The 20,098-nt window shown below is 64.9% G+C and carries 17 protein-coding genes; 9 read left to right on the forward strand and 8 right to left on the reverse strand.

Going from position 1 to position 20,098, the window contains the following annotated elements; all coding sequences use genetic code 11:
* On the reverse strand, positions 1-1,180 hold a 1,180-nt coding region (locus tag RIT73_RS05605; protein ID WP_309131076.1), incomplete at its 3' end, for an ice-binding family protein.
* Between the two features lie 813 nt (positions 1,181-1,993).
* Positions 1,994-2,620 carry a DinB family protein gene (locus tag RIT73_RS05610; RefSeq protein WP_309131077.1) on the reverse strand — a complete coding sequence of 209 codons (627 nt, stop codon included), beginning with the start codon at positions 2,618-2,620 and terminating at the stop codon, positions 1,994-1,996.
* A 145-nt stretch (positions 2,621-2,765) separates the two neighbouring features.
* On the opposite strand from RIT73_RS05610, the gene RIT73_RS05615 reads away from it, so the two are divergent.
* The gene (locus RIT73_RS05615; RefSeq protein ID WP_309131078.1) at positions 2,766-3,752 is read left to right on the forward strand and encodes a YafY family protein; all 987 of its coding nucleotides are present in this window, start codon (positions 2,766-2,768) and stop codon (positions 3,750-3,752) included.
* Between the two features lie 91 nt (positions 3,753-3,843).
* Entirely contained in the window at positions 3,844-4,233 is a 390-nt protein-coding gene (locus RIT73_RS05620; protein ID WP_309131079.1) for a universal stress protein, read from the forward strand.
* Here the strand turns inward: RIT73_RS05620 and RIT73_RS05625 are convergent.
* Positions 4,217-7,321, reverse strand: a complete 3,105-nt coding sequence (locus RIT73_RS05625) for an FAD-binding and (Fe-S)-binding domain-containing protein (protein WP_309131080.1) — start codon at positions 7,319-7,321, stop codon at positions 4,217-4,219. The genes RIT73_RS05620 and RIT73_RS05625 overlap by 17 nt on opposite strands.
* 327 nt (positions 7,322-7,648) lie before the next feature.
* Between RIT73_RS05625 and RIT73_RS05630 the strand changes: the two genes are divergently transcribed.
* From RIT73_RS05630 to RIT73_RS05655, 6 genes are all read left to right on the forward strand, one after another.
* Positions 7,649-7,837, forward strand: coding sequence for a hypothetical protein (locus tag RIT73_RS05630; RefSeq protein ID WP_309131081.1), 189 nt, complete (start codon positions 7,649-7,651; stop codon positions 7,835-7,837).
* Positions 7,838-8,277: 440 nt separating this feature from the next.
* Positions 8,278-9,270 carry an inositol monophosphatase family protein gene (locus RIT73_RS05635; protein ID WP_309131082.1) on the forward strand — a complete coding sequence of 331 codons (993 nt, stop codon included), beginning with the start codon at positions 8,278-8,280 and terminating at the stop codon, positions 9,268-9,270.
* Positions 9,271-9,746: 476 nt separating this feature from the next.
* Positions 9,747-10,739 carry an ABC transporter substrate-binding protein gene (locus RIT73_RS05640; RefSeq protein ID WP_309131083.1) on the forward strand — a complete coding sequence of 331 codons (993 nt, stop codon included), beginning with the start codon at positions 9,747-9,749 and terminating at the stop codon, positions 10,737-10,739.
* A 101-nt stretch (positions 10,740-10,840) separates the two neighbouring features.
* The gene (locus RIT73_RS05645; RefSeq protein ID WP_309131084.1) at positions 10,841-11,950 is read left to right on the forward strand and encodes an iron chelate uptake ABC transporter family permease subunit; all 1,110 of its coding nucleotides are present in this window, start codon (positions 10,841-10,843) and stop codon (positions 11,948-11,950) included.
* 1 nt (position 11,951) lies between these two features.
* Complete coding sequence (locus tag RIT73_RS05650; protein ID WP_309131085.1) at positions 11,952-13,091, forward strand: iron chelate uptake ABC transporter family permease subunit; 1,140 nt, start codon at positions 11,952-11,954, stop codon at positions 13,089-13,091.
* Positions 13,088-13,843 (forward strand): ABC transporter ATP-binding protein, encoded by a 756-nt coding sequence (locus tag RIT73_RS05655; RefSeq protein ID WP_309131086.1) that lies wholly within the window; start codon positions 13,088-13,090, stop codon positions 13,841-13,843. The genes RIT73_RS05650 and RIT73_RS05655 overlap by 4 nt, the downstream gene beginning before the upstream one ends.
* A 264-nt stretch (positions 13,844-14,107) precedes the next feature.
* Here the strand turns inward: RIT73_RS05655 and RIT73_RS05660 are convergent, their stop codons facing one another.
* On the reverse strand, positions 14,108-15,166 hold the full coding sequence (locus RIT73_RS05660) for a hypothetical protein (protein ID WP_309131087.1): 1,059 nt from the start codon (positions 15,164-15,166) through the stop codon (positions 14,108-14,110).
* Between the two features lie 320 nt (positions 15,167-15,486).
* Positions 15,487-15,963 carry a hypothetical protein gene (locus tag RIT73_RS05665; RefSeq protein ID WP_309131088.1) on the reverse strand — a complete coding sequence of 159 codons (477 nt, stop codon included), beginning with the start codon at positions 15,961-15,963 and terminating at the stop codon, positions 15,487-15,489.
* 79 nt (positions 15,964-16,042) lie between these two features.
* Between RIT73_RS05665 and RIT73_RS05670 the strand changes: the two genes are divergently transcribed.
* Positions 16,043-17,986: an amidohydrolase family protein gene (locus RIT73_RS05670; RefSeq protein ID WP_309131089.1), complete on the forward strand. Its 1,944-nt coding sequence runs from the start codon at positions 16,043-16,045 to the stop codon at positions 17,984-17,986.
* A gap of 23 nt (positions 17,987-18,009) precedes the next feature.
* On the opposite strand, the gene RIT73_RS05675 is transcribed toward RIT73_RS05670, so the two are convergent.
* The 3 genes from RIT73_RS05675 to RIT73_RS05685 form a co-directional block, all read right to left on the reverse strand.
* On the reverse strand, positions 18,010-18,498 hold the full coding sequence (locus RIT73_RS05675) for an FBP domain-containing protein (protein ID WP_309131090.1): 489 nt from the start codon (positions 18,496-18,498) through the stop codon (positions 18,010-18,012).
* Positions 18,499-18,989: 491 nt separating this feature from the next.
* Complete coding sequence (locus RIT73_RS05680; RefSeq protein WP_309131091.1) at positions 18,990-19,478, reverse strand: DUF1990 family protein; 489 nt, start codon at positions 19,476-19,478, stop codon at positions 18,990-18,992.
* A complete protein-coding gene (locus RIT73_RS05685) occupies positions 19,475-20,086 on the reverse strand; it encodes a TetR/AcrR family transcriptional regulator (RefSeq protein ID WP_309131092.1) in 612 nt (203 codons plus the stop codon). The genes RIT73_RS05680 and RIT73_RS05685 overlap by 4 nt, the downstream gene beginning before the upstream one ends.
* Positions 20,087-20,098: the final 12 nt, after the last annotated feature.

Below are 20,098 nucleotides of genomic sequence, written 5' to 3' on the forward strand. Positions count from 1 at the left end.
TGGCCGTGGTGTTGACGTCGTCGGTGGCTTCGGCTGTGGCTTCCGCTCCGGCGGTTGCGCTGGCGTCGGCGGTGGTGTCGACGTTGGCCGTGGTGTTGACGTCGTCGGTGGCTTCGGCTGTGGCTTCCGCTCCGGCGGTTGCGCTGGCGTCGGCGGTGGTGTCGACGTTGGCCGTGGTGTTGACGTCGTCGGTGGCTTCGGCTGTGGCTTCGGCCTCGGCGGTGGTTTCGGCGTCGGGGGTGGCGTCGGCGTCGGCGGTGGTGTCAGCTGTCACTTCAGTGTCGGCAGTCGTACCGGCATCGGGGGTGGCGTCGACGTCGGCGGTCGGGTCGGCCTCGGTGGCGTCGGCGGTGGTGTCGGCCTCGGCAGTGGTGTCAGCTGTCACTTCAGTGTCGGCAGTCGTACCGGCATCGGGGGTGGCGTCGACATCGGCAGTCGGGTCGGCCTCGGCAGTCGCATTGGCATCAGAGTCGACATCGTCACCGTCGTCATCGCATCGCGGATCAGTGATGACATTGCTGTCGAGAGTCACGGCTCCATTGCGAGCGAGCGCTCGACCATCGACGGTGGTTCCTGTCACGAGCGACACGGAAGTCAACGCCATGATCGTGCCGACGAATGAGGTATCAGTGCCGAGCGTCGCCGAGCTTCCCACCTGCCAGAACACATTGCACCTCTGCGCGCCGCCGATGAGCGACACCGAGCTGGCGCTCGCTGTGGTCAGAGTGGATCCGATCTGGAAGATCCAGACGGCAGACGGATCGTTCTGGGCGTCGAGGGTAAGTTCTCCCGTCAGCTCCGCGGCAGTTTCGGCCGTGTAGACACCCGGAACGAGTGTTTGCCCGCCGAGGTCTGCGGTGATGTCGAAGTCACTGGGCTGTCCTGCCGCAGTATCGTAGGCCGTGGTGAGGTCGGTCTGGGCCTGCTGAGCCACTGCGTCGTTCGCGTGGATCGCCCCTCCCTGCACGATCCCGGGAGGGAATCCTGTAATTTCCGTGCCAGGGGCGACGCCGAGGTCGCCGTTGAGAATCGTCGGTCCGGTGTTCGTAACAGTCGATCCGCCCAGAACCGTAAAGGACTCCGCTGTGCCGAGGTTGACTGCGGTAGCTGCTTCTGCGCTCGGCGCCCACGCGTTGATGCTTGCCAGCACGAGACTGATGACCCCAACTGCAGCAGCCAACGCACGGAATCCACGCGGCCGCGCCCTGACTCCGGGCTCTTTCCAATTGTCACTGAGAACCAATGCACCTTGTATTCGTCTGAACTCTGCCACTGCTCACCTTCTTTTCGTTTAGGGGCGGCGCACAAGAGTGAACGTGAGCCTTTCCCAGCATATATGTCACCGACAGTTAGTGCGACAATATTCGCTGTTTCGATGAATCGCGCTGAGGCATTCTGGAGATGACAGAGGTATGAGATCGGAAGAAGGGAAGGAGAATTGGAAGAAGGAAATCCCCATTCGGCTGAGAAATTCACCGGCGAACTCGGGGGCTCACCTGGGATGATTCCGCCATTGCGAACGGGACGCTCACCCGCGCCGCTCAAGGGCTCCGTTTCGGCACGGAAGCCCTAGAGGTGCAGAGCAATCACAGAAATTCAAGGAGGCCCTCGTGCTGTGAATTCGAGGCACCCGATCGCTGCAGGCATGGTTTCGCGGACCAAATGCTGATCATCACCACCGATGCCACGACAATTGCACGTCGTCGTTCAATGTGTGCCGTGCGACCATCAGACAGCAGTTTTGTTCGGATAACACTGTGAGCTCACAGATCCGACGTCGCCGTCAGAATTTGGTATCAGTTCGCTGGAAACAGCGCCGGACTCTACCTGCCGCTTTGGAACTCGAGGTCGTTCGCTATTCTCAACACAGGTGCCTGAATCATGACTCATTCGTGGGCCGTGATTATGATCGAAATTTCGCAACGGTGTTCTCGACCAGGAGCACACATGATCGAGAACGCCGTCGTCACCAGTGCATTCGCTCTGCAGTGGTTCAGTGCTCGGGCAGAGAGGGTTCGGCATCGTCCGTGAGGTACTCAGGCGGCCATGGTTCACCGTCCGCGCGAGCGTTGAGTTCGTAGGCGATCGCCCCATCGATGCTCTCGCGGATGATGTCGGCATGCCCGGCGTGGCGGGCGAGCTCGGTGCTGATGTGGTTGAGGATCCAGCGCACGTTCATGACGAAGTCTTTGGGGTACCACGGCATGTCCGGCACAGGGACTGTGCTGTCGAGGTCGACCTGACCGTTGTCGACGAGCCCGCGAGCAGCCGCGATCTCCGCCGTCGCTGTGTCGAATGCGGCGAGCAGTTCGGCCAGGGTGAGATCGGGGACGACCGAGCCGTCGCACATCTCCTCGATGCCGATCGCGCGTCCGAACGACATGTAGTCGTCGAGGGTGAAGACCCGGCTGGGGTCCTTGACCTGCTGCATCCACCCGTAGATGACCTGGGCGCTGTGGGCGATGAGGCCGGAGATGCTCAGCGCGCTGGTCGTTGGGGTTGTGCGTGCTTGCTCGTCCGTGAGGTCGAAGGCGGTGAGCCGCAGCTGGATGGCCTGCTGCTCGATGAAGCTGAAGAGGGCATCGGACTCGGTGGTCACGCTCGGTGCGAAGAACGACATCGTCACTCCTGTGTTGGGGGATAGGGCTTTGACTGGCAGCTCCGGGGGAGGAGCTGACTCCATTCTCAGCGGCGTCGCGGACATATACTGTCCTCAATTGTCGGCGAAATGAGATACTCCCGACCAGCGCCAGAGGAGGCCACTGATGACGGCGGATTCCAGGCTCCTGTCCCTGCTCGGTGTGTTCGCCTCGGGACGGACATTCACCGCCGCCGAGTTGGCCGAACAGTTCGCCGTCACCGCCCGCACCATCCGCCGTGACATCGCCGATCTGCGGGACCTCGGCTACACCATTGCGTCCGTCCCCGGAGCTGCCGGAGGCTACCGCGCCGAATCACGCACCCTGCTGCCGCCCCTGCAGTTCGGGGCCGGCGAAGCCCTGTCGACCGCGATCGGGCTCGCGCTCCTGCGCGGGACCGGGCTGAGCAGTTCGAATGCGGCCTCAGCCTCGGCGAAGATCCAAGGAATGCTGCCACCGGCCATGCGCGAGACCGTGGGTGCGATCGGCACCGCCGTCTCCGTTCTGCCCGGGCACGAGCCCGAAGTCGATCACGCTGCGGTCGTCACTGCCGCCTCGGCGATCGCCTCCCGGGTCGTGCTGACTTTCACGTACACGAAATCGCGTGCCCCCGCGCAGACCGATCAGGCGCGTGAAGGCGAACGAGACGGTGCGGGTGGGGCGAGCGAACGACGGGTGGAGCCGGTGCAGCTGGTCGTCCTCGGCGCGCACTGGTACCTCTACGCCTGGGACCTCGGGCGGGCGGACTGGCGGGTGTTCCGGCTCGATCGGATGAGCGCCGTCCACGCGACGACGTTCGGTTTTCCTCACCGGGACCATCCCGACGCCGAGGCGGCTGTCCGCGCCGCTGTCACCTCGGCGGCGTATGAACACAAGGTCGTGCTGCTGGCCGACGCCACTGTCGCCGAGGCGCAGGCGTGGTTTCCGTCCCGAGCCGTGACGGTCACTGCCGCAGAAGAGGGGTGCCGGATCGAGTTCGGCGTTGCGGATCTCGACTGGGCGGCGGCGGTCGCAGCGCACATCCCCGTCGACTTCCGGGTGGTCGAGCCTCCGGCGATGGTGGCGGCTCTGACCCGGCTGCGTGACCGTGTGACGCGGGTTGTCGGCGGGTGACGAGAAGGCTGTGCGACCGCGTGGCGTAGGCCGAGGGGAAGTGACGACGGAATCGGTCAACGGAATCCACTGTGAGCAATACAATGTGGGCATGACGATTCTCATTGGCTACCTTCCAGCCCCCGAAGGTGAGGCAGCGTTGCGTGCAGGATTCGCTGAGGCCGAACTCCGATCGACTCAGGCCGTTGTGGTCAACGCTCAACGTCGCGGGGCCAGTGGAACCCCCACGGAGATCGGTCAGGACGAGATCGACCGCATCGTCAGCCTCGGGCGGGACTCCGGAGTCGAGGTCGAGGTGCGACAACCCGATCATGAAGACGACTTGCCCGGCGCCCTGAACGAATTGGCAACGGAATGCGCAGCCGAGCTCATCGTCATCGGGCTGCGGAAACGGTCTGCGATCGGCAAATTCATCCTCGGATCACAGGCGCAGCGGATTCTCCTCGAAGCCGAGGTTCCGGTCCTCACCGCGAAGGCCTGAGCCCCCACCCCCAAGCGAGGAGCTCGGCCAGGGACACTGCCTGCCAGTCACTGAGATCGGTGATCTGGGTCCGGCAGGAGTAGCCGTCGGCGAGAACGACCCGCACCGGCTCGGACGCGCTTCGGGAATGCGGCTCCGAGTGCGCTGCGGAGTTCTGCGCAATATCGTTCTGCACAGTGTCGCTCTGCTCCTCCAGTTCTCGCAGAGCCGGCAGCAGCGCCACCTCGGCCACGGCGACCGAGGTCTCGTAGTGTCCCTCCTCGACGCCGAAGTTCCCGGCCAGCCCGCAGCAGCCTCCGAGGAACAGCGTCTGCGCACCGGCCCTGGCCAGCAGTTCCTTGTCGGCGGCGAGTCCCAGCACTGCCGACTGGTGGCAATGAGGCTGGACGAGCGCTTCGACTCCCTCCAGACTCGGCAGCTCGGCGCCGATGCCGAGCAGGAACTGCGCGAGGGTCTGCACCCTCGTCGCCACGCGCGCAGACGCCTCGTCGCCGAGGAGCTTGAGCGAGTCGTCCTTGAGAGTTGCCAGGCAGGAGGGTTCGACCCCGATAATCGGCACGTCCCCGGTCGAGTCCAGAGCGCGGATCGTCGCGGAGAGACTCGTCCTGGCCGCATCGAGCTGTCCGGTCGAGATGAGCGGCAGACCGCAGCAGACGGTCTGCTCGACGACGCGCACCGTCACCCCCGCATGCTCGAGCACAGCGACTGCCGCGGCGAGGATCCGCGGAGCGAAGTGATTCGACCAGGAGTCGGCGAACAGCACCACCTCGGTGACGTCGCGGCGAGTGCCGACAGCGGAAGGCCCGGCACCAGCGGATGCGACTCCCACCTCGGCGGAGTTGCGGCGACCGCCCGCAGCGGAAGCTCCGGCACCAGGGGACCGGGCTCCCGCCTCGGCGGCGGTCGTCCACCACTTCCGGAACGTCGTCGAGGCGAAGACGGGAATGGTGCGGCGGACGTCGATGCCTGCCATCCGCTTCGCGAGCGTCGAGATCCCCGGCAGCCCGGCCACGCGATTGAGGACCGGGGCGATCGGTGTCGCCGCCCGCGCCAGCTGGGGGAGGAAGCCGAGCGCATAGTGCTTCATCGGGCGCAGACGGCCGCGGTAGGACTGGTAGAGGACCTCTGCCTTATAGGTGGCCATGTCGGTTCCCGTCGGGCACTCCGTTCCGCACGCCTTGCACGACAGGCACAGGTCGAGAGCCTCGGCGACCTCGGGCGAGTCCCACCGGGTCTCGACGAGATCCCCTGACACCATCTCCTGCAGCACCCGCGCGCGTCCCCGGGTGGAGTGCTTCTCATCGCGAGTGGCCTGGTAGGACGGGCACATGACACCGCCGCCGACCGCGGAGTCCGCGCGGCACTTGCCCACCCCGGTGCACCGGTGCACCGCCGAGGCGAACCCTGCCGCCTCTCCGTCGAAGCGCATCCCGAGGTTCCCGGTGAGTTCCTCGCGCAGCGGCAGGGAAGTGAGCCGGAGGGACTCGTCGAGAGCATCCGGGTCGACGATGACGCCGGGATTGAGCAGATGCTGCGGGTCGAAGAGCTCCTTGACCTGCGTGAACAGCTCGAGGACGGCGGGAGGGTAGACGAGCCGGAGCAGCTCTGACCGCGCTCGCCCGTCGCCGTGCTCACCCGAGACCGAACCGCCGTAGCGGGCGACGAGCTTCGTCGCCGCGACCATGAAGCTCCGCAGAACCTCACGCCCGTTCGGAGCCTCGAGCGGGAAGTCGACGCGCATGTGCAGACACCCGTCCCCGAAGTGGCCATAGGGGATCCCCCACAGCTCGTGCTCGGTGAGCAGGGCCATGAGATCGTGCAGGTAGTCGCCGAGGTGCTCGACCGGAACCGCCGAATCCTCCCACCCGGCGTGGGCGTCGCGACCGTCGGGGGTGCGCGAGACGAGGCCGGCTCCATCCGCGCGGATCGCCCACACCTCGGCGGTCGTCCGCGTGTCGAGAACCGCCGCGTCGAGGGCCCGGGACTGCTCGATCAGCCGCACGGTCTGCGCCTGCAGCTCCTCGGCGTCATCGCCGGTGAGCTCGACGACGAGCCAGCCGGCGCCGGCGGGCAGAGCGGGGACCGCCTCGGCGCCCTTGGTCTCGATCACCCGAGCGAGCATCCTCGAATCCAGGCCCTCGCAGGCGGCGACCGGGTAGCCCTGCAGGAGCGGGGCGTCGCGGGCCGCGGCCACCATGTCCTCGTATCCGAGCACCACCGCCGAGGTGAACGCGGGGTCGCGCACCAGTCGCATCTTCGCTGCGAGGATGATTCCCCAGGTGCCCTCCGAGCCGGCGAAGGCGCGGCGGAGATCGAAACCGTGCTCGGGCAGCAGGGACTCGAGGCCGTACCCCGAGACCTGGCGGGAGAAGGTGCCGAGATGGGTGCGGATGAGGCCGAGGTTCTCGGAGATCAGGTGGTGGAGGCGAGGGAAGTGCTCGGCGGCGTTGTCCTCGTCGATGTCGACGATCGTGCCGTCGACGAGCATCACCCGCAGGCCGAGAATGTTGTCGCCGGTGCGGCCATAGCCCATAGCGCGCGGGCCACAGGCGTTGTTGCCGATCATCCCGCCGATCGTGCAGCGGGAGTGGGTGGAGGGGTCGGGGCCGAAGCGGAGCCCATGTTTCTTTGCCTGTGCTTGCAGCTGCGCGTGGATGCAGCCTGCCTCGACCCAGACCGAGCGCGTGTCCGGGTCGAGGGCGAGGACCTTGTTCATATGGCGGGAGAAGTCGAGGACGATTCCCGTGCCGATCGCATTGCCCGCGATCGACGTGCCGGCGCCGCGACTGGTGATCGGGATCTGCAGCCGGCGTGCGACTCTCAGCGTGCGAGCGACATCCTCTTCGTCAGAGGGGAAGACGATGGCCGCAGGGACCAGTCGAAACAGAGAGGCGTCCGAGGAATACGCTGCCCGGTCGACGCCGGCAAGGCTGAAGTGGCGGACTCCGGCTGCTTCGAGCTCCCGGCGCAGGGACTCGAGTTCCTGCGCCCGGGGCTCGGATTCCTGTTCCCGGGATTCGGGAGCCTGTGCGAGGGGCGCGGGTTCCTGTGCCCTGGGCGAAGTGGGCGTATCAGCGAAGGACTCCATGGGACGCATTCTGCCACCTGCTCGCGTGAGGCCTCGATCCGTGCGCCACGGTACTTCAGCCTGCCCGTCAGGGCTCTGTAATCGAGCTGTGACTGGCAGGCTGATGAATGGTCAACGAATTTCTGAAATACGGGAAAATATTGTTTCACTTTAATATATGTGGTATCCAGTTCCTACACAGTTTGTTGTGGCGGCCGGCCACAGCAACAGGCAAGGGAAGTAATGATGTCGCGTCGCGCTCGAGAATTAACTGCAGATCAAACGGCTCTGGTGGGCGCTGTTCGCAAAATTGCGCGTCAGAGGAACAGAATCAATACCAATTACGTGATGGCGATCCTGCGCGCCCGCGAAGAGGGCGCGACCTTCGGTGCCATCGCTGCTGCCGCAGGCACATCCTCGCAGGCAGTGCAGGAGATCGTTCGCCGCCACGGACAGCTCAAGCGACAGAGCGAGTCGTCCGGCGCCTCGTCAGAGCCTGTGCTGACCAAAGCATCGGTCGCGCCCGCCGCCGAATAGCGAACTCCACGCCGGTTTCAGTCGCCGGAGCCAGGGTGTCGGAAACGCCTCCCTCAGGCGCTCTCGCGAGGTTTTGCTCCGGCCGGGCGAATATCCTCGGTAATCCGACAAGATTAATGGCAAGTCTCCTTTATGTAATTCCGAGCGCGAATGGATAACGATTATCCGGACGGTCGCCGCGTTGAGCAGATCGGCTCTCGATATATCAGCGGCTATTGCAGACGAGAGCTCCACGTTCTCCACCGGTATTGCAGAATCGCAATATTCTCGTCCTGGGACTGGAGCCATGGGTGGCCCCGCTTCAATTGCGGTGGGCTAGCGGCCGGGGGTGCCAGGCAGGCGGCCGGGGGCGTGGTGGGCGAAAGCTGCGAGGCGGGGCAGCCGTCCCGGATTCTGCGCTCGGGGCGACGTGGGAGGGGCGTCCCCTCTAGAGTTGAACCATGAGTTCTCAAGTCCTCCCGTCCGCTGTGCTCGCACACCCGTTGCTCCGCATCGCTGCCGATATGTCCGCCATCGCCTGGAAGCAGATGGAGGAATGGGGCAGATCGCTGGGCTTCCGGTTCGACGTCGCTGTGGTCGACACCAAGACGTCAGCGAACGACCTGGTGACTCAGGCGGATGCTCAGATCGAATCCCTCGTCCGCGGTTACCTGGCCCATGTGCGCCCCGACGACGTCATCGTCGGAGAAGAGGGCGCCGAGGAGCTCGATCCGGTCGAGTTCTTCGACGAAGAGTTTCTGCGCTCCCTCAACTGCTACGACTCCGGCACCGGGGCACTGGTGCCTGTGCCCGTCGAAGACAGGGTGCCCGAGGTGGGGCTGGAGTGGCATGTCGATCCGATCGACGGAACCGTCAACTATGTGCGGGGGATTGAGTTCTACTGCTTCTCCGTGGGCGTCTGCCGTCCGGAACTTGCCGAGGTGGCAGGCTCTGGGGCGAGCTCCGACGGTGACCTCGGAAGCGGGGAGTGGCTGTTCGGTCTCGTTGCCTCGCCGGGGCTGAACGCGACCTGGCTGGCAGTCGCGGGCGCCGGCGCGTACAAATCCGAGGGACTGCTGACCGATCACCCGAGCGGTGGACCGGTTGCGGCCAGGCGCCTGCACGGATCACCGGACGGCCTCTCGGGACGGATCCTCGCCACGGGCTTCGCGTATAAGGGTGATACGCGCGCGCCCCAGCTCGCGAAGCTCTATGACCTGATGACCGACTACGACGACATCCGCCGCTGCGGATCTGCCGCGATCGATCTCTGCATGGTCGCCGAAGGCAAGATCAACTGCTATGCCGAGCGTGGACTGGGCATCTATGACTACGCCGCGGGTGCCCTCATCGCCGAAGAGGCCGGCTCCCATGTGCGCCGAGGCGGAACCGGCGGTCCTACCGCAGCCGCGGACTCCGCGCAGGAGTTGGACCGCCTCATCGCCACGATCTGAGACTCAGAGTTTCTCCGCCCCGTTGAGGGCTCGAGTTCCCGCCGTCCGATCCCCTGACCCGTGGAGTCTTCTCCGACCGCTGAGGACTCGAGGTCCCGCGCAGCGTCGCCGGTCCCTCGCGTCTCGGCGCTCCCCCTCTTTCGACGACGCCGGTAATGCGGGGGCCGCTCGATTTCGGCTCACATTCGTCGTCACCAACTGTGGGCAGACCGTATCCGGGTCACCAGGCGTATCCGCCGGTTCATCGAACCAGGCACTCCAGCCCATCCCTCCAGGCCCTGCAGTAGGCGGTCCCACCAGGCCTGCAACGTGGTCGACCCCGCTTGTCATGCCCTGCCCTACCCTGCCGCAACCTGCCGAGCGCGTAATCCTCATAACGAAACGTTCGTGTACCGTATTTCTGAAAGCTTAGGCTAAGCTAATCTCCAGATGGCACACATCTGGCCCCAATCTTTTGCTGAAGGAAGTAGAACAACATGGTTTCGACACGTCTCCGCCTCGGTGCTGTTTTCGGCGTTCTGGCGCTGACCTTGGCCGGCTGCGGCTCTGCCGGTGACGAGGACAAGGCTGCAGCGGACAGTGCGGGAAGCACCGTCACTGTCACTGACAACAACGGTGAGCACACGATCCCCAGTCCGCCGAAGTCCGTGGTCGCCACCGACAATCGCACCTTCGAGACCTTGGACTCCTGGGGCATCAACCTCAGCGCCGCCGCTGTCGGTCTGATGCCGCAGGACCTCTCCTACACGAAGGACAAGTCGATCAAGGACCTCGGTTCGCACCGCGAGCCGGACCTGGAGCAGGTCGTCGCCGCAAAGCCGGACGTGATCGTCAATGGTCAGCGCTTCGCTCAGTTCCACGATCAGCTGGCGAAGCTCGCCCCCGAGGCCACAGTGCTCGAACTCGACCCTCGCGACGACAAGCCCTTCGACGAGGAGCTCAAGCGCCAGACCACCGTCCTCGGTGAGGTGTTCGGCAAGCAGGATGAGGCGAAGAAGCTCGTCGATGACTTCGACGCCTCCGTCGCGCGGGCCAAGTCCGCGTACGACGGCAGTGACAAGACCATGGGTCTCATCACCTCGGCGGGCGACATCGGCTACGTCGCTCCCGTCAAGGGACGCACCATCGGACCGGTGTTCGACATCCTCGATCTCAAGCCCGCTCTCGAGGTTCCCGAGGGCAGCGACGATGAGGCCGGCGACGACATCTCCGTCGAGGCCATCGCCAAGTCCAAGCCCGATCTCATGGTCGTGATGGACCGCGATGCGTCCTTCGCTCCCGAAGAGCGCGAGAAGGGCTCGGCTCCCGCCGCAGAGGTCATCGAGAAGTCCGAAGCGCTCAAGGACGTCCCCGCGGTCAAGGACGACAAGATCGTCTACTTCCCCGAAGACACCTACCTCAATGAAGGCATCCAGACCTACACCGAATTCTTCAACGACTTCGCCGACAAGCTCGAAGCCCAGAAGTAGTTCGCCAGGTGGGCATGCTCCTCGGCTGAGGGGCTTCACCTTCACGGCGGTGGATGCTGCTCACGGCTCATCCACCGCCTTGTCACGATTGAGATCCCCGCATGACCAGATCAGAGAACTCCGGCCGGACGCCGGGCCCCGACCTTGCCGAGGTGACCGGACGTTCCGGTGCCGGCCTTGCCGAGGTGACCGGACCGAACAGCGATGCAACCGGATCGAGCCGCGGTGCGGCGCGTTCCTCGGGCAGTTCATCCGCCGAGAAGAGCGCGCTGTTCAGCTGGAAGCTCGTGCTGGCCGCCGCCGGTGTTCTCGCGCTCCTCGTTCTCTCCCTCTTCACCGGGGTCTATGACATCTTCGGCGCGGATGACGGCGCGGAGATGTTCCAGATCACGCGCGTGCCCCGCACGATTGCGCTGGTGCTCGCGGGTGCGGCGATGGCGATGTGCGGACTGGTCATGCAGCTGCTCACGCAGAACCGATTCGTCGAGCCGACGACGACGGGAACCACGGAATGGGCGGGCCTGGGTCTCATGCTCACCGTCATCCTCTACCCCGATGCCTCGATCCTGGCCCGCATGGTCGGCGCCATCATCGCCGCCTTCATCGGCACGCTCATCTTCTTCCTGTTCCTGCGGCGGGTCTCGCTCAAGTCCTCGCTGATCGTGCCCATCGTCGGCATCATGCTCGGCGCCGTCGTCGGAGCGATCTCGACGTTCATCGCCGTGCAGACGGACATGCTGCAGAGCCTGGGGATCTGGTTCGCGGGCAGCTTCACCTCGATCCTGCGCGGCCAGTACGAAATCCTCTGGATCGTCGGCCTCGTCGTCATCGTGGTGTTCATCGTCGCCGACAGGTTCACCGTGGCGGGGCTGGGCAAGGAGATCGCCACCAATATCGGCCTCAACTACAACCAGGTCATCCTCATCGGGACCATCCTCGTGGCCGTCGCGACCGGTGTGGTGACCGTGGTCGTCGGCAACCTGCCGTTCCTCGGGCTCATCGTCCCGAATATCGTCTCGATGCTGCGCGGCGACGATCTGCGCAGCAATCTGCCGTGGGTGTGCCTGCTCGGCATCGCGATCGTCACCATCTGCGACATCGTCGGTCGGATCATCATCATGCCGTTCGAGGTCCCGGTGTCCCTCATCCTCGGGGTCGTCGGCGCGGCGGTGTTCATCCTGTTGCTGCTGCGGCAGCGGGGGAGGGGTTGAGATGAAGGAGAACACCGTGACCACCTCGGCGAGCCCTATCGGCACTGACCCTGGCGCACCTGCGTCCAGCGCCGCCTCGACCCCGGGCACGACTGCGGTCGACACCACCTCGACGGACGCACCGGGGGCAGCATCGCCTCGGCGGCATTCGGGCCCGCTGGCGACCTCGCGTGCCAAGTGGCGGTACTGGTCGATCATGAGCGGCCTGAGCATCGCGGCCGTAGCGATCGCGTTCGGTCTCCTGGCCTGGGACAACCCGCTGCCGATCACCGACGAGGGATTCTGGCTCATCGCCGAGCTGCGGGCTCAGAACCTCATCGTCATCGCGATGGTCGCCCTCTGCCAGGCCTTCGCCACGGTCTCGTTCCAGACGGTGACGAACAATCGGATCATCACGCCCTCGATCATGGGATTCGAATCCCTCTACATCGCGATCCAGACCGGGGCGATGTACTTCTTCGGCGTCACCGCGATCGCCGACCTCAAGGGACTGACTCCCTTCGCCATCCAGCTGGTGGTCATGGTGGGGCTCTCGCTCATGCTCTACGGCTGGCTGCTGTCGGGCAAGTACGCGAACATCGAGATCATGCTGCTCATCGGAGTGGTCATCGGCGGCGGCCTCGGCGCGGTGGCGACCTTCATGCAACGGACCCTGACGCCGAGCGAGTTCGACGTGCTGTCCGCCCGGCTCTTCGGTTCGATCGCGAACTCCGACGCCGCGTATCTGCCTCTCGCCATTCCACTCTGTCTCATCGCCTGCACCCTGCTCTACGTCAGTTCCTCGCGGCTCAACGTGCTCGCGCTGGGCAAGGCAGCGACGGGCAACCTGGGTCTCAACCACAAGGTCGAGACGATGAAGATCCTGTTCCTCGTCTCGATCCTCATGGCCGTGTCCGTGTCGATGATCGGGCCGATGATCTTCCTCGGCTTCCTCGTCGCGATGCTCTCCTACCAGTTCGCCGACACCTACGACCACAAGTACGTGCTGCCGATGACCGGGCTCATCTCGTTCGTCGTCCTCGGCGGGGCGTACTTCATCATGAAGAACGTCTTCTACGCCGAAGGAGTGGTGTCGATCATCATCGAAGTCGTCGGCGGCGGGGCATTCCTCTTCGTCATTCTGAGAAAGGGTCGCCTGTGATCACCCTGAGCGAAGTCCGCAAGAGCTACAGCGACGAAGTCGCCATCGGTCCGGTCGACCTGCAGATCCCGGCCGGGGGAGTGACCGCCCTCGTCGGGCCCAACGGGGCAGGGAAGTCGACGCTGCTGACGATGGTCGGCAGGCTGCTCGGCATCGACGAGGGCGCCATCGAGGTCGCCGGTTACGACGTGTCCTCGACCAAGTCGAAGGACCTCGCGAAGATCGTGTCGATCCTGCGGCAGGAGAACCACTTCATCACCCGGCTGACGATCCGCCAGCTCGTCGGCTTCGGCCGCTTCCCCTATTCGAAGGGGCGTCTGACCGCCGTCGACGAAGAGGTCATTTCGCAGGCCATCGACTTCCTCGAGCTTGGTGACCTGGAGAACCGCTTCATCGACGAGCTCTCCGGTGGGCAGCGCCAGCGCGCCTACGTGGCGATGGTGCTGGCGCAGGACACCGACTATGTGCTGCTCGACGAACCGCTGAACAACCTCGACATGAAGCACTCCGTGCAGATGATGCAGCACCTGCGCCGCGCCGCCGCCGAGATGGGCCGCACCGTCGTCATCGTCCTCCACGACATCAACTTCGCCGGCCACTACTCGGACCACATCTGCGCCGTGAAGCAGGGGAAGGTCGTCGAGTTCGGCACTCCCGAGGAGATCATGAACGCCGAGGTGCTCACCCGCGTCTTCGACACCCCTGTCGAGGTCATCGACGGCCCCCGGGGTCGATTGGCCGTGTATTACTGAGGGGGTTTCGGCGCCGGCCGGGGCTCGCGTGGTTTCGGCGCCGGCTGGGGCTCGCGCGGTTTAGGCGCCGGCTGGGGCTCGCGCGGTTTAGGCGCCGGCCGGGGCTCGCGTGGTTTCGGCGCCGGCCGGGGCTCGCGCAGTTTCGGCGCCGGCTGGGGCTCGCGCGGTTTTCCATCAGTTCTGGAACCATACATCTGTTCCGGAACAGATGTATGGTTCCAGAACTGATGGACCTGGCAACGTCTTCACCTGCAGCTGACCACTTCATCGTGGTGATTCCCAGCGTCTCCTCAATTGAGGTGCCTGTGCGAAGAGCTTGGTGGCGAAAGCGTGCAGGTGGAGCAACTCCGAAAATCGGAACCGGATCACTGTGTATCCCAGTGCCAGCAGCCGGTTGTGCTGATAGGTCTGCTTGCTCATCTGCTCACGACCGACCTTGACGTACTTTTCAATCCCATCGACCTCGATGATCGTGTTGGTCACGTGATCGATGAAATCGACGCGTGCAATGAGGCCAGCATGGTCGTAGATCTTCACCTGTTGGTCCAAGCCGGAGATGCCGAGCGCATGAAGATTGAACGAGCAGTAGCTTTCCGCGATGCTCTCCGAGCGAGCATCGATGCAGTCTGCCATTCGGCGAGCCGTCGCACGACCCACTGTTAGCCGTTCAATCACTGGGCGGAATTCGCTGTCGACACGGTTCCGGCTCTGCTCGACGAAAACCTCGGGGTAACCGTGCTTCAGCCATGGTGGATCAGTCGGGCCCAGAAGAGATCGTCGCAACACCCACTCCTGGGCAGCGAAACCCGCCTGCTGCCCCAGCTGTCGAGTCAGTTCGAGAGACGTGCGGACAGGGGTGGTCAAAGCCAATTCTCCCTGGCAGCAGGTATCGACGCCGTCGACCGCTCGTTTGGTTCGGGTGATCTCCGGGCTGCGAGAGTTGCTGGTCGGGTTGATGACGGAGATCGGATGATCATTGGGGACCCCGAACAATGGAATGTGGTGGAGGACTGCTGCTGACACGCCCCAGAGCACGTCGTGCTCCCTGTAGTGGAGGTACGCGCTGATTCGCAGGCGATGGAGGAGGTCCTGGTACTTGTAGTCTGATTGGAGATCGCCGGCATTTCTCGAGCCATGCAGCGCGAGCCATTCCTTATCGTCGACGAACGCCGCGAGTCGTCGATGTTGCTGCTGTTGGCATGACGAGATCACCGAGTATATTCCTGGGCTCAACTTCAGGACGCAGCAATTCAGCGCCTGCCTGATCGTGCGGGTCGATAGCCCTGCAGCGACGAAATCTCGGCGGGTGAAGAGATTGTACATACGACCACAGTTGAAGATGCGGGCTGACTCGTCAATGGGCAGTTTTCGGCCTGTGGACAGAGCCTCACCATCCACAGGCAATCCGAGCACGAGTGAGTTCGCGTTTCCGACCAGGCCGCAGCTATTGCTTCATCACTTTTGGAACTATGCATCTGTTCCGGAACAGATGCATAGTTCCAAAAGTGATGAGCCAGGTGCAGGATGAGCCAGGTGCAGGATGAGCCAGGTGCAGGATGAGCCAGGTGCAGGATGAGCCAGGTGCAGGATGAGCCAGGTGCAGGATGAGCCAGGTGCAGGATGAGCCAGGTGCAACAGCTCCGCTACACCCCCGGCCGCACGGCCACCCATCGGCGCATACCGACGATGATGGCTGCTACCAGGCCCACGATGAGCAGGCCATCGGCGGCGATGTAGAGGTAGTGCCAACTCGAGCCGCCGTCATCGACTCCGGCGAGCACGGCGTCCGTGCGCATGTTGAGCAGCGGGCGAATGAACGTCACTTTGATTGCCAGCACCGCCATGAGTCCGAAGCTCAGTCCCCGGAACATCCTGCCGACCGAGTCCTTGAGGACCGCCCACAGCAGGATCACGGCAATGACGATCTCGACCCAGTTCATCGCAGTGAAGACCAGGCGACCGATGCCCAACCCGAGCGGGATCGTGATGCCCGGTGCCTGGAACTTCAACGGTGCTTCGATCAGGGAGATCCCGATGATGAGACCGAGCCAGATCGCCGGCAGGGCGAGGCGGAATCCGGCCGCCAACCGGGAGTCCCGAGTGTTGAAAACCTTAGCCATACTTCGGATTCTACTCCCCGTAGAAACGGTGGGTGGGGCCGACCGAACCGCCGCCGAGGCGGGCCCTAGACTGGTGCCCATGCGTCTGTTCTCCAACGCCGTCGTGCGCACTTTCGCCCCCGGCGAACCCGCCACTGCGGCCCCCAGCTGGGCCAACCCCCCGGCCCCCAGTGAGTCCGACTCCCCGGCAGTCCGCCTCGCGCCCGATTCGATCCTCGTCGACGGGGGAACGATCGTCGCGGTCGGAACCCGGTCGGAACTGCTCGACATCGCCGAGTCCACATCGGCGACCTCGGCGGCGCTCGCCTCGGCGGGAGGGATCGGCGCCACCGCTGTGACGCCGAGCGCACGGCTCGAGGAGATCGACTGCGGCGGGCAGGTCATCCTGCCGGGACTCGTCGACGCGCACATGCACTCGATCGCCTACGCGGACTCTCTGACGAACCTCGACCTCTCGTCGGTGAGCTCCCTCGCCGAGGCGGTCGCCGCCATCCGTGACCGTGCACAATCCCTGCCGGTCGGGTCCTGGGTTCTCGGCTCGGCGTGGGACCTCAACAAGTGGGAGGATCCCAGGCCGCCCGATCGGGAGCTACTCGACCGCGCGGTGCCCGACCACCCGGTCGCCATGTGGTCGGTCGACCTCCACACGCTGTGGGTCAATGCCCGGGCACTGGAGATCGCCGGCATCGATTCGCGCACCCCGGACCCGTCGGGCGGAGAATTCGTCCGCGACCACGACGGCCGTCTCACCGGCCTCATCAGGGAGGAGGCGACCGAGTTGGTGGCGCGGTTCGTGCCAGAACCCACTCGCGACGAGCAGGTCGAGAGGCTCGCGACCACTCAGAGGCTGTTCCTGTCCCAGGGTCTGACCGGGCTCCACGATTTCGACGGCATCGCCTCGACGCTGGCATGGAACGACCTGCGCGAAGCGGACCGCCAGCACATGCGGGTGATGAAGTACCTGCGCGGAGTCGAGGTGCCGTGGGCGATCGAGACCGGCTGGCGCACCGGGGACGGCGACGCGTGGCTGCGCCGAGGTGGACTCAAGCTCTTCTCCGACGGCGCGCTCGGCTCACACTCCTGTCACATGTCGGTGCCCTTCCCGGACCCGGTTCCCGCAGGAGCCACGGCAGCAGCCGGTTCGGCAGTAGGTGTGGCGGCTGCGGCGAGTGGTTCGACTCCTGCCGTTCCCGGCGACGCGGGCGAGGTTCAGGCCAACTACGGGATTGCGCAGATGACTGAGGGCGAGCTCTTCGAGCAGGCGCGAATGGCCACCGAGGCGGGAATCTCGGTGGCGATCCACGCGATCGGCGACCAGGCCAATCATCACGTGCTCAACGTGTTCGAGCGGCTTCGACCCATCACCAAGACCGTCGAGGAGAAGTTCCGGCGACCCCTGCGCCACCGGGTCGAGCACGCTCAGTTCATCCAGCCCGCCGACGTCGCCCGCTTCCGAGAGCTCGGCGTCATCGCCTCGATGCAGCCGCGCCACTGCATCTCCGACCTGCACCTGCTCCACCTCATCGACGAATCCGCGCAACTCGCCGCGTACGCCTGGCCGGACCTGATCGACGCCGGAGTCGAGGTCGCATTCGGGTCCGATGGACCGGTCGAGCCCGCGAACCCGTTCGCAGCGATCTATGCGGCGATGACCAGGGCGAACATCGGCGGAGACCCGCGCACGAGTTTCCAGCCCCAGCGACGGCTCTCCGCTGCCGAGGCGATCCGACTGCACACACAGGGACCGGCCTACACCGCCGGCCTCGAGGACCGGCGAGGCCACCTCGCGCCGGGCATGGACGCCGACTTCATCATCGTCGACACCGACCCGTGCACCGCGGATGGTCTCCGCGATGGAGGGACGGTGAAACGTGCACCGACAACCTCCGCCGAGGTGACCGCAGCTCGAGATGGTCTGCTCGGCTATTCGAGCGAGGAGGCTCTCTTCGCCCACGCCTCGGCGATCCGGGACACTCGCGTCGCGATGACGGTTGTCGGCGGCGAGGTGAAGCACTCCGTCTGAGTGAAGCCCTCCACCCGGGTCCTCTACTTGGAGCCGATGATGCGGCGGACGAAGGTCTCGGCGTGTTCGCTCAGGGTCGCGACGCGGCGCGCGATGAATGCCTCGGGGTCGTTCTGACCTTCGACGGCACGTGGAGGTGTCCGGACCAGTTCGGAGCAGTTGAAGTCTCCGTGGATGAGGGTGCCCAACGTGTTTCCGTTGCGACCGGACGAACCGGCCTTCTTTGCCACGAACATCTTGACGTTGCCGAGCTCGTGGATGTCTTCGCACCAGTTGCACATCGCCTGGCTCTTCGCCGATGGAGTCGACCGCAGCACCAGTCCGTGCGGGACTTCGTCGATGGAGACGATGACGTAGGCGCGCTGTGGGATCTTCGGATCGGTCCAGCCGATGTACTCGCGGTTCGACCAGTCCGCCTCGGCGAGGTGATCGGGGATGCGGATCTTCTCGACCTCACGGCGGGAGGCGTTGACGAAGGATTTCTTGACCTGGTTCTCGGTGAGCTGTTTCATTGTCATCTTTTCTGGGTGGGCCCCGGCACGGTCGCCGTCCGCAGACACGACGCGTCGACAGCGGTCCCTGAGCCGAATGACCGTCAAGGGTCGGAATGAGTGGCCTGACCTCGCTCGGTCGGACGGCGGCAAACGGGACTGAGGTGCCTGAAGTTGAACTGTGTCGGAGCAGTGGGAATGTCGGAACAATGGGATTCTGATGGAGCAAGTCGCAAATGGACACGACTCACGGCTCATTCGGTGCGCGCTGCAGGTCACTGCGACGGTGCGCTCGACTCGAATGAGTGAGGGGACATCAGACTAGAAGCTGGCCACGAGGGCCACCGATCCCTTCTCCCGAATACCGTGGGAGGCTCGACGACGGATTACGAGCCAGTAGCCTACGCGCTGCACGAAGAACTCGGCAAGCTGGGCCGACGAAACGAACCGGCTCGGGGCAATCTCGGAGCAAGAGTCCGTTCGACACCCGGATGCACTTGCCGCCGCCTGCCTCACCCTGCGGAAGCGCCCTTCAACGCCTGCCGCAGCCCGTGCGCATATCGTCGAGCCATGAGCGTCTGACCTGCCACTGACAACGGTGCGACGGCCCGGAGCAGCGGGTGCCCAGGCATCGACGTCGAGGAGATCGTGACGCCGAGGCGACCATCGGCTCCGACCGAGACGAGGAACGTCTCGTCCCCGCTGACGAGGTGGCCGGGCTGCGTGCGATAGGTGAAGCCCGCGCGATCTTCGTCGTCGACCACCTCGGCGATCTGGCAGGCACCGACAGGGATCGTCAGTTCCTCCCCACGCAGGCACCGAGGTGGACGCGGCCACATGGGATTGAGCCGCAGGTCGACGAGGTGGCCCACTTCAATGCGCCGTAGCGGACGGGCCAGGACGCCTGCGGATTCGTGGAGCTCCCACGAGAGGATGGCCTCACGGGCGAGCGGGAAGAGTTCCGCAGCACCCAGGTCCAGGGTGTGCTCAATCCGGTTCATCGCGAGCTGGCTCTTCCGACGTACCCCGCGGCCTGCCGGCAGATCTCCCCGTATCGTTCAGCCACCCCGGCCGGATCAAGCTCCCCATCGGGGCGGAACCACTGGGAGACGCCCATGCAGATCGACGTGATCGCCCGCGCGGCGTCTCGGGGATGCGGCGTCGAAAAATAGCCGTCGCGCACACCATCGGCGACCACCTCGTCGAGGAGACTCTGCTGACGATCACGGGAGGCGATGTGCTCCGCCCGGAACTCCGGCTCCAGGCTCCTGATCTCACTGAATGCGACGAACGCCAAGGTCGCGGACTGCGCGTGCAGAAGCAGCAGGCACTCGATGAGGCGATCGAAGCGCGACAGGGAATCCTGAGGTCCATCGGCGAGCGCGGCATTGCTGCGCGACCACAGGCTATTCATGGCGAAGCGATCGAGGTCGACGAGGATCGCCTGCTTCGACGGGTAGTGATGGTAGAGCCCGGGCACCGACAGGCCCGCCGCCTCCGCCAACTCTCGGGTGCTCGTTCCGTGGTAACCGCCCCGCGCAAAGCACTCCAGAGCGGCCTCGAGGATCGGCGGCAGCGACGACGGGTCCGGCACCCTCCAGTCGTCCATGGCTGCTCCTTG

The organism is Brevibacterium sp., from assembly GCF_031179145.1.
Classification (GTDB): domain Bacteria; phylum Actinomycetota; class Actinomycetes; order Actinomycetales; family Brevibacteriaceae; genus Brevibacterium.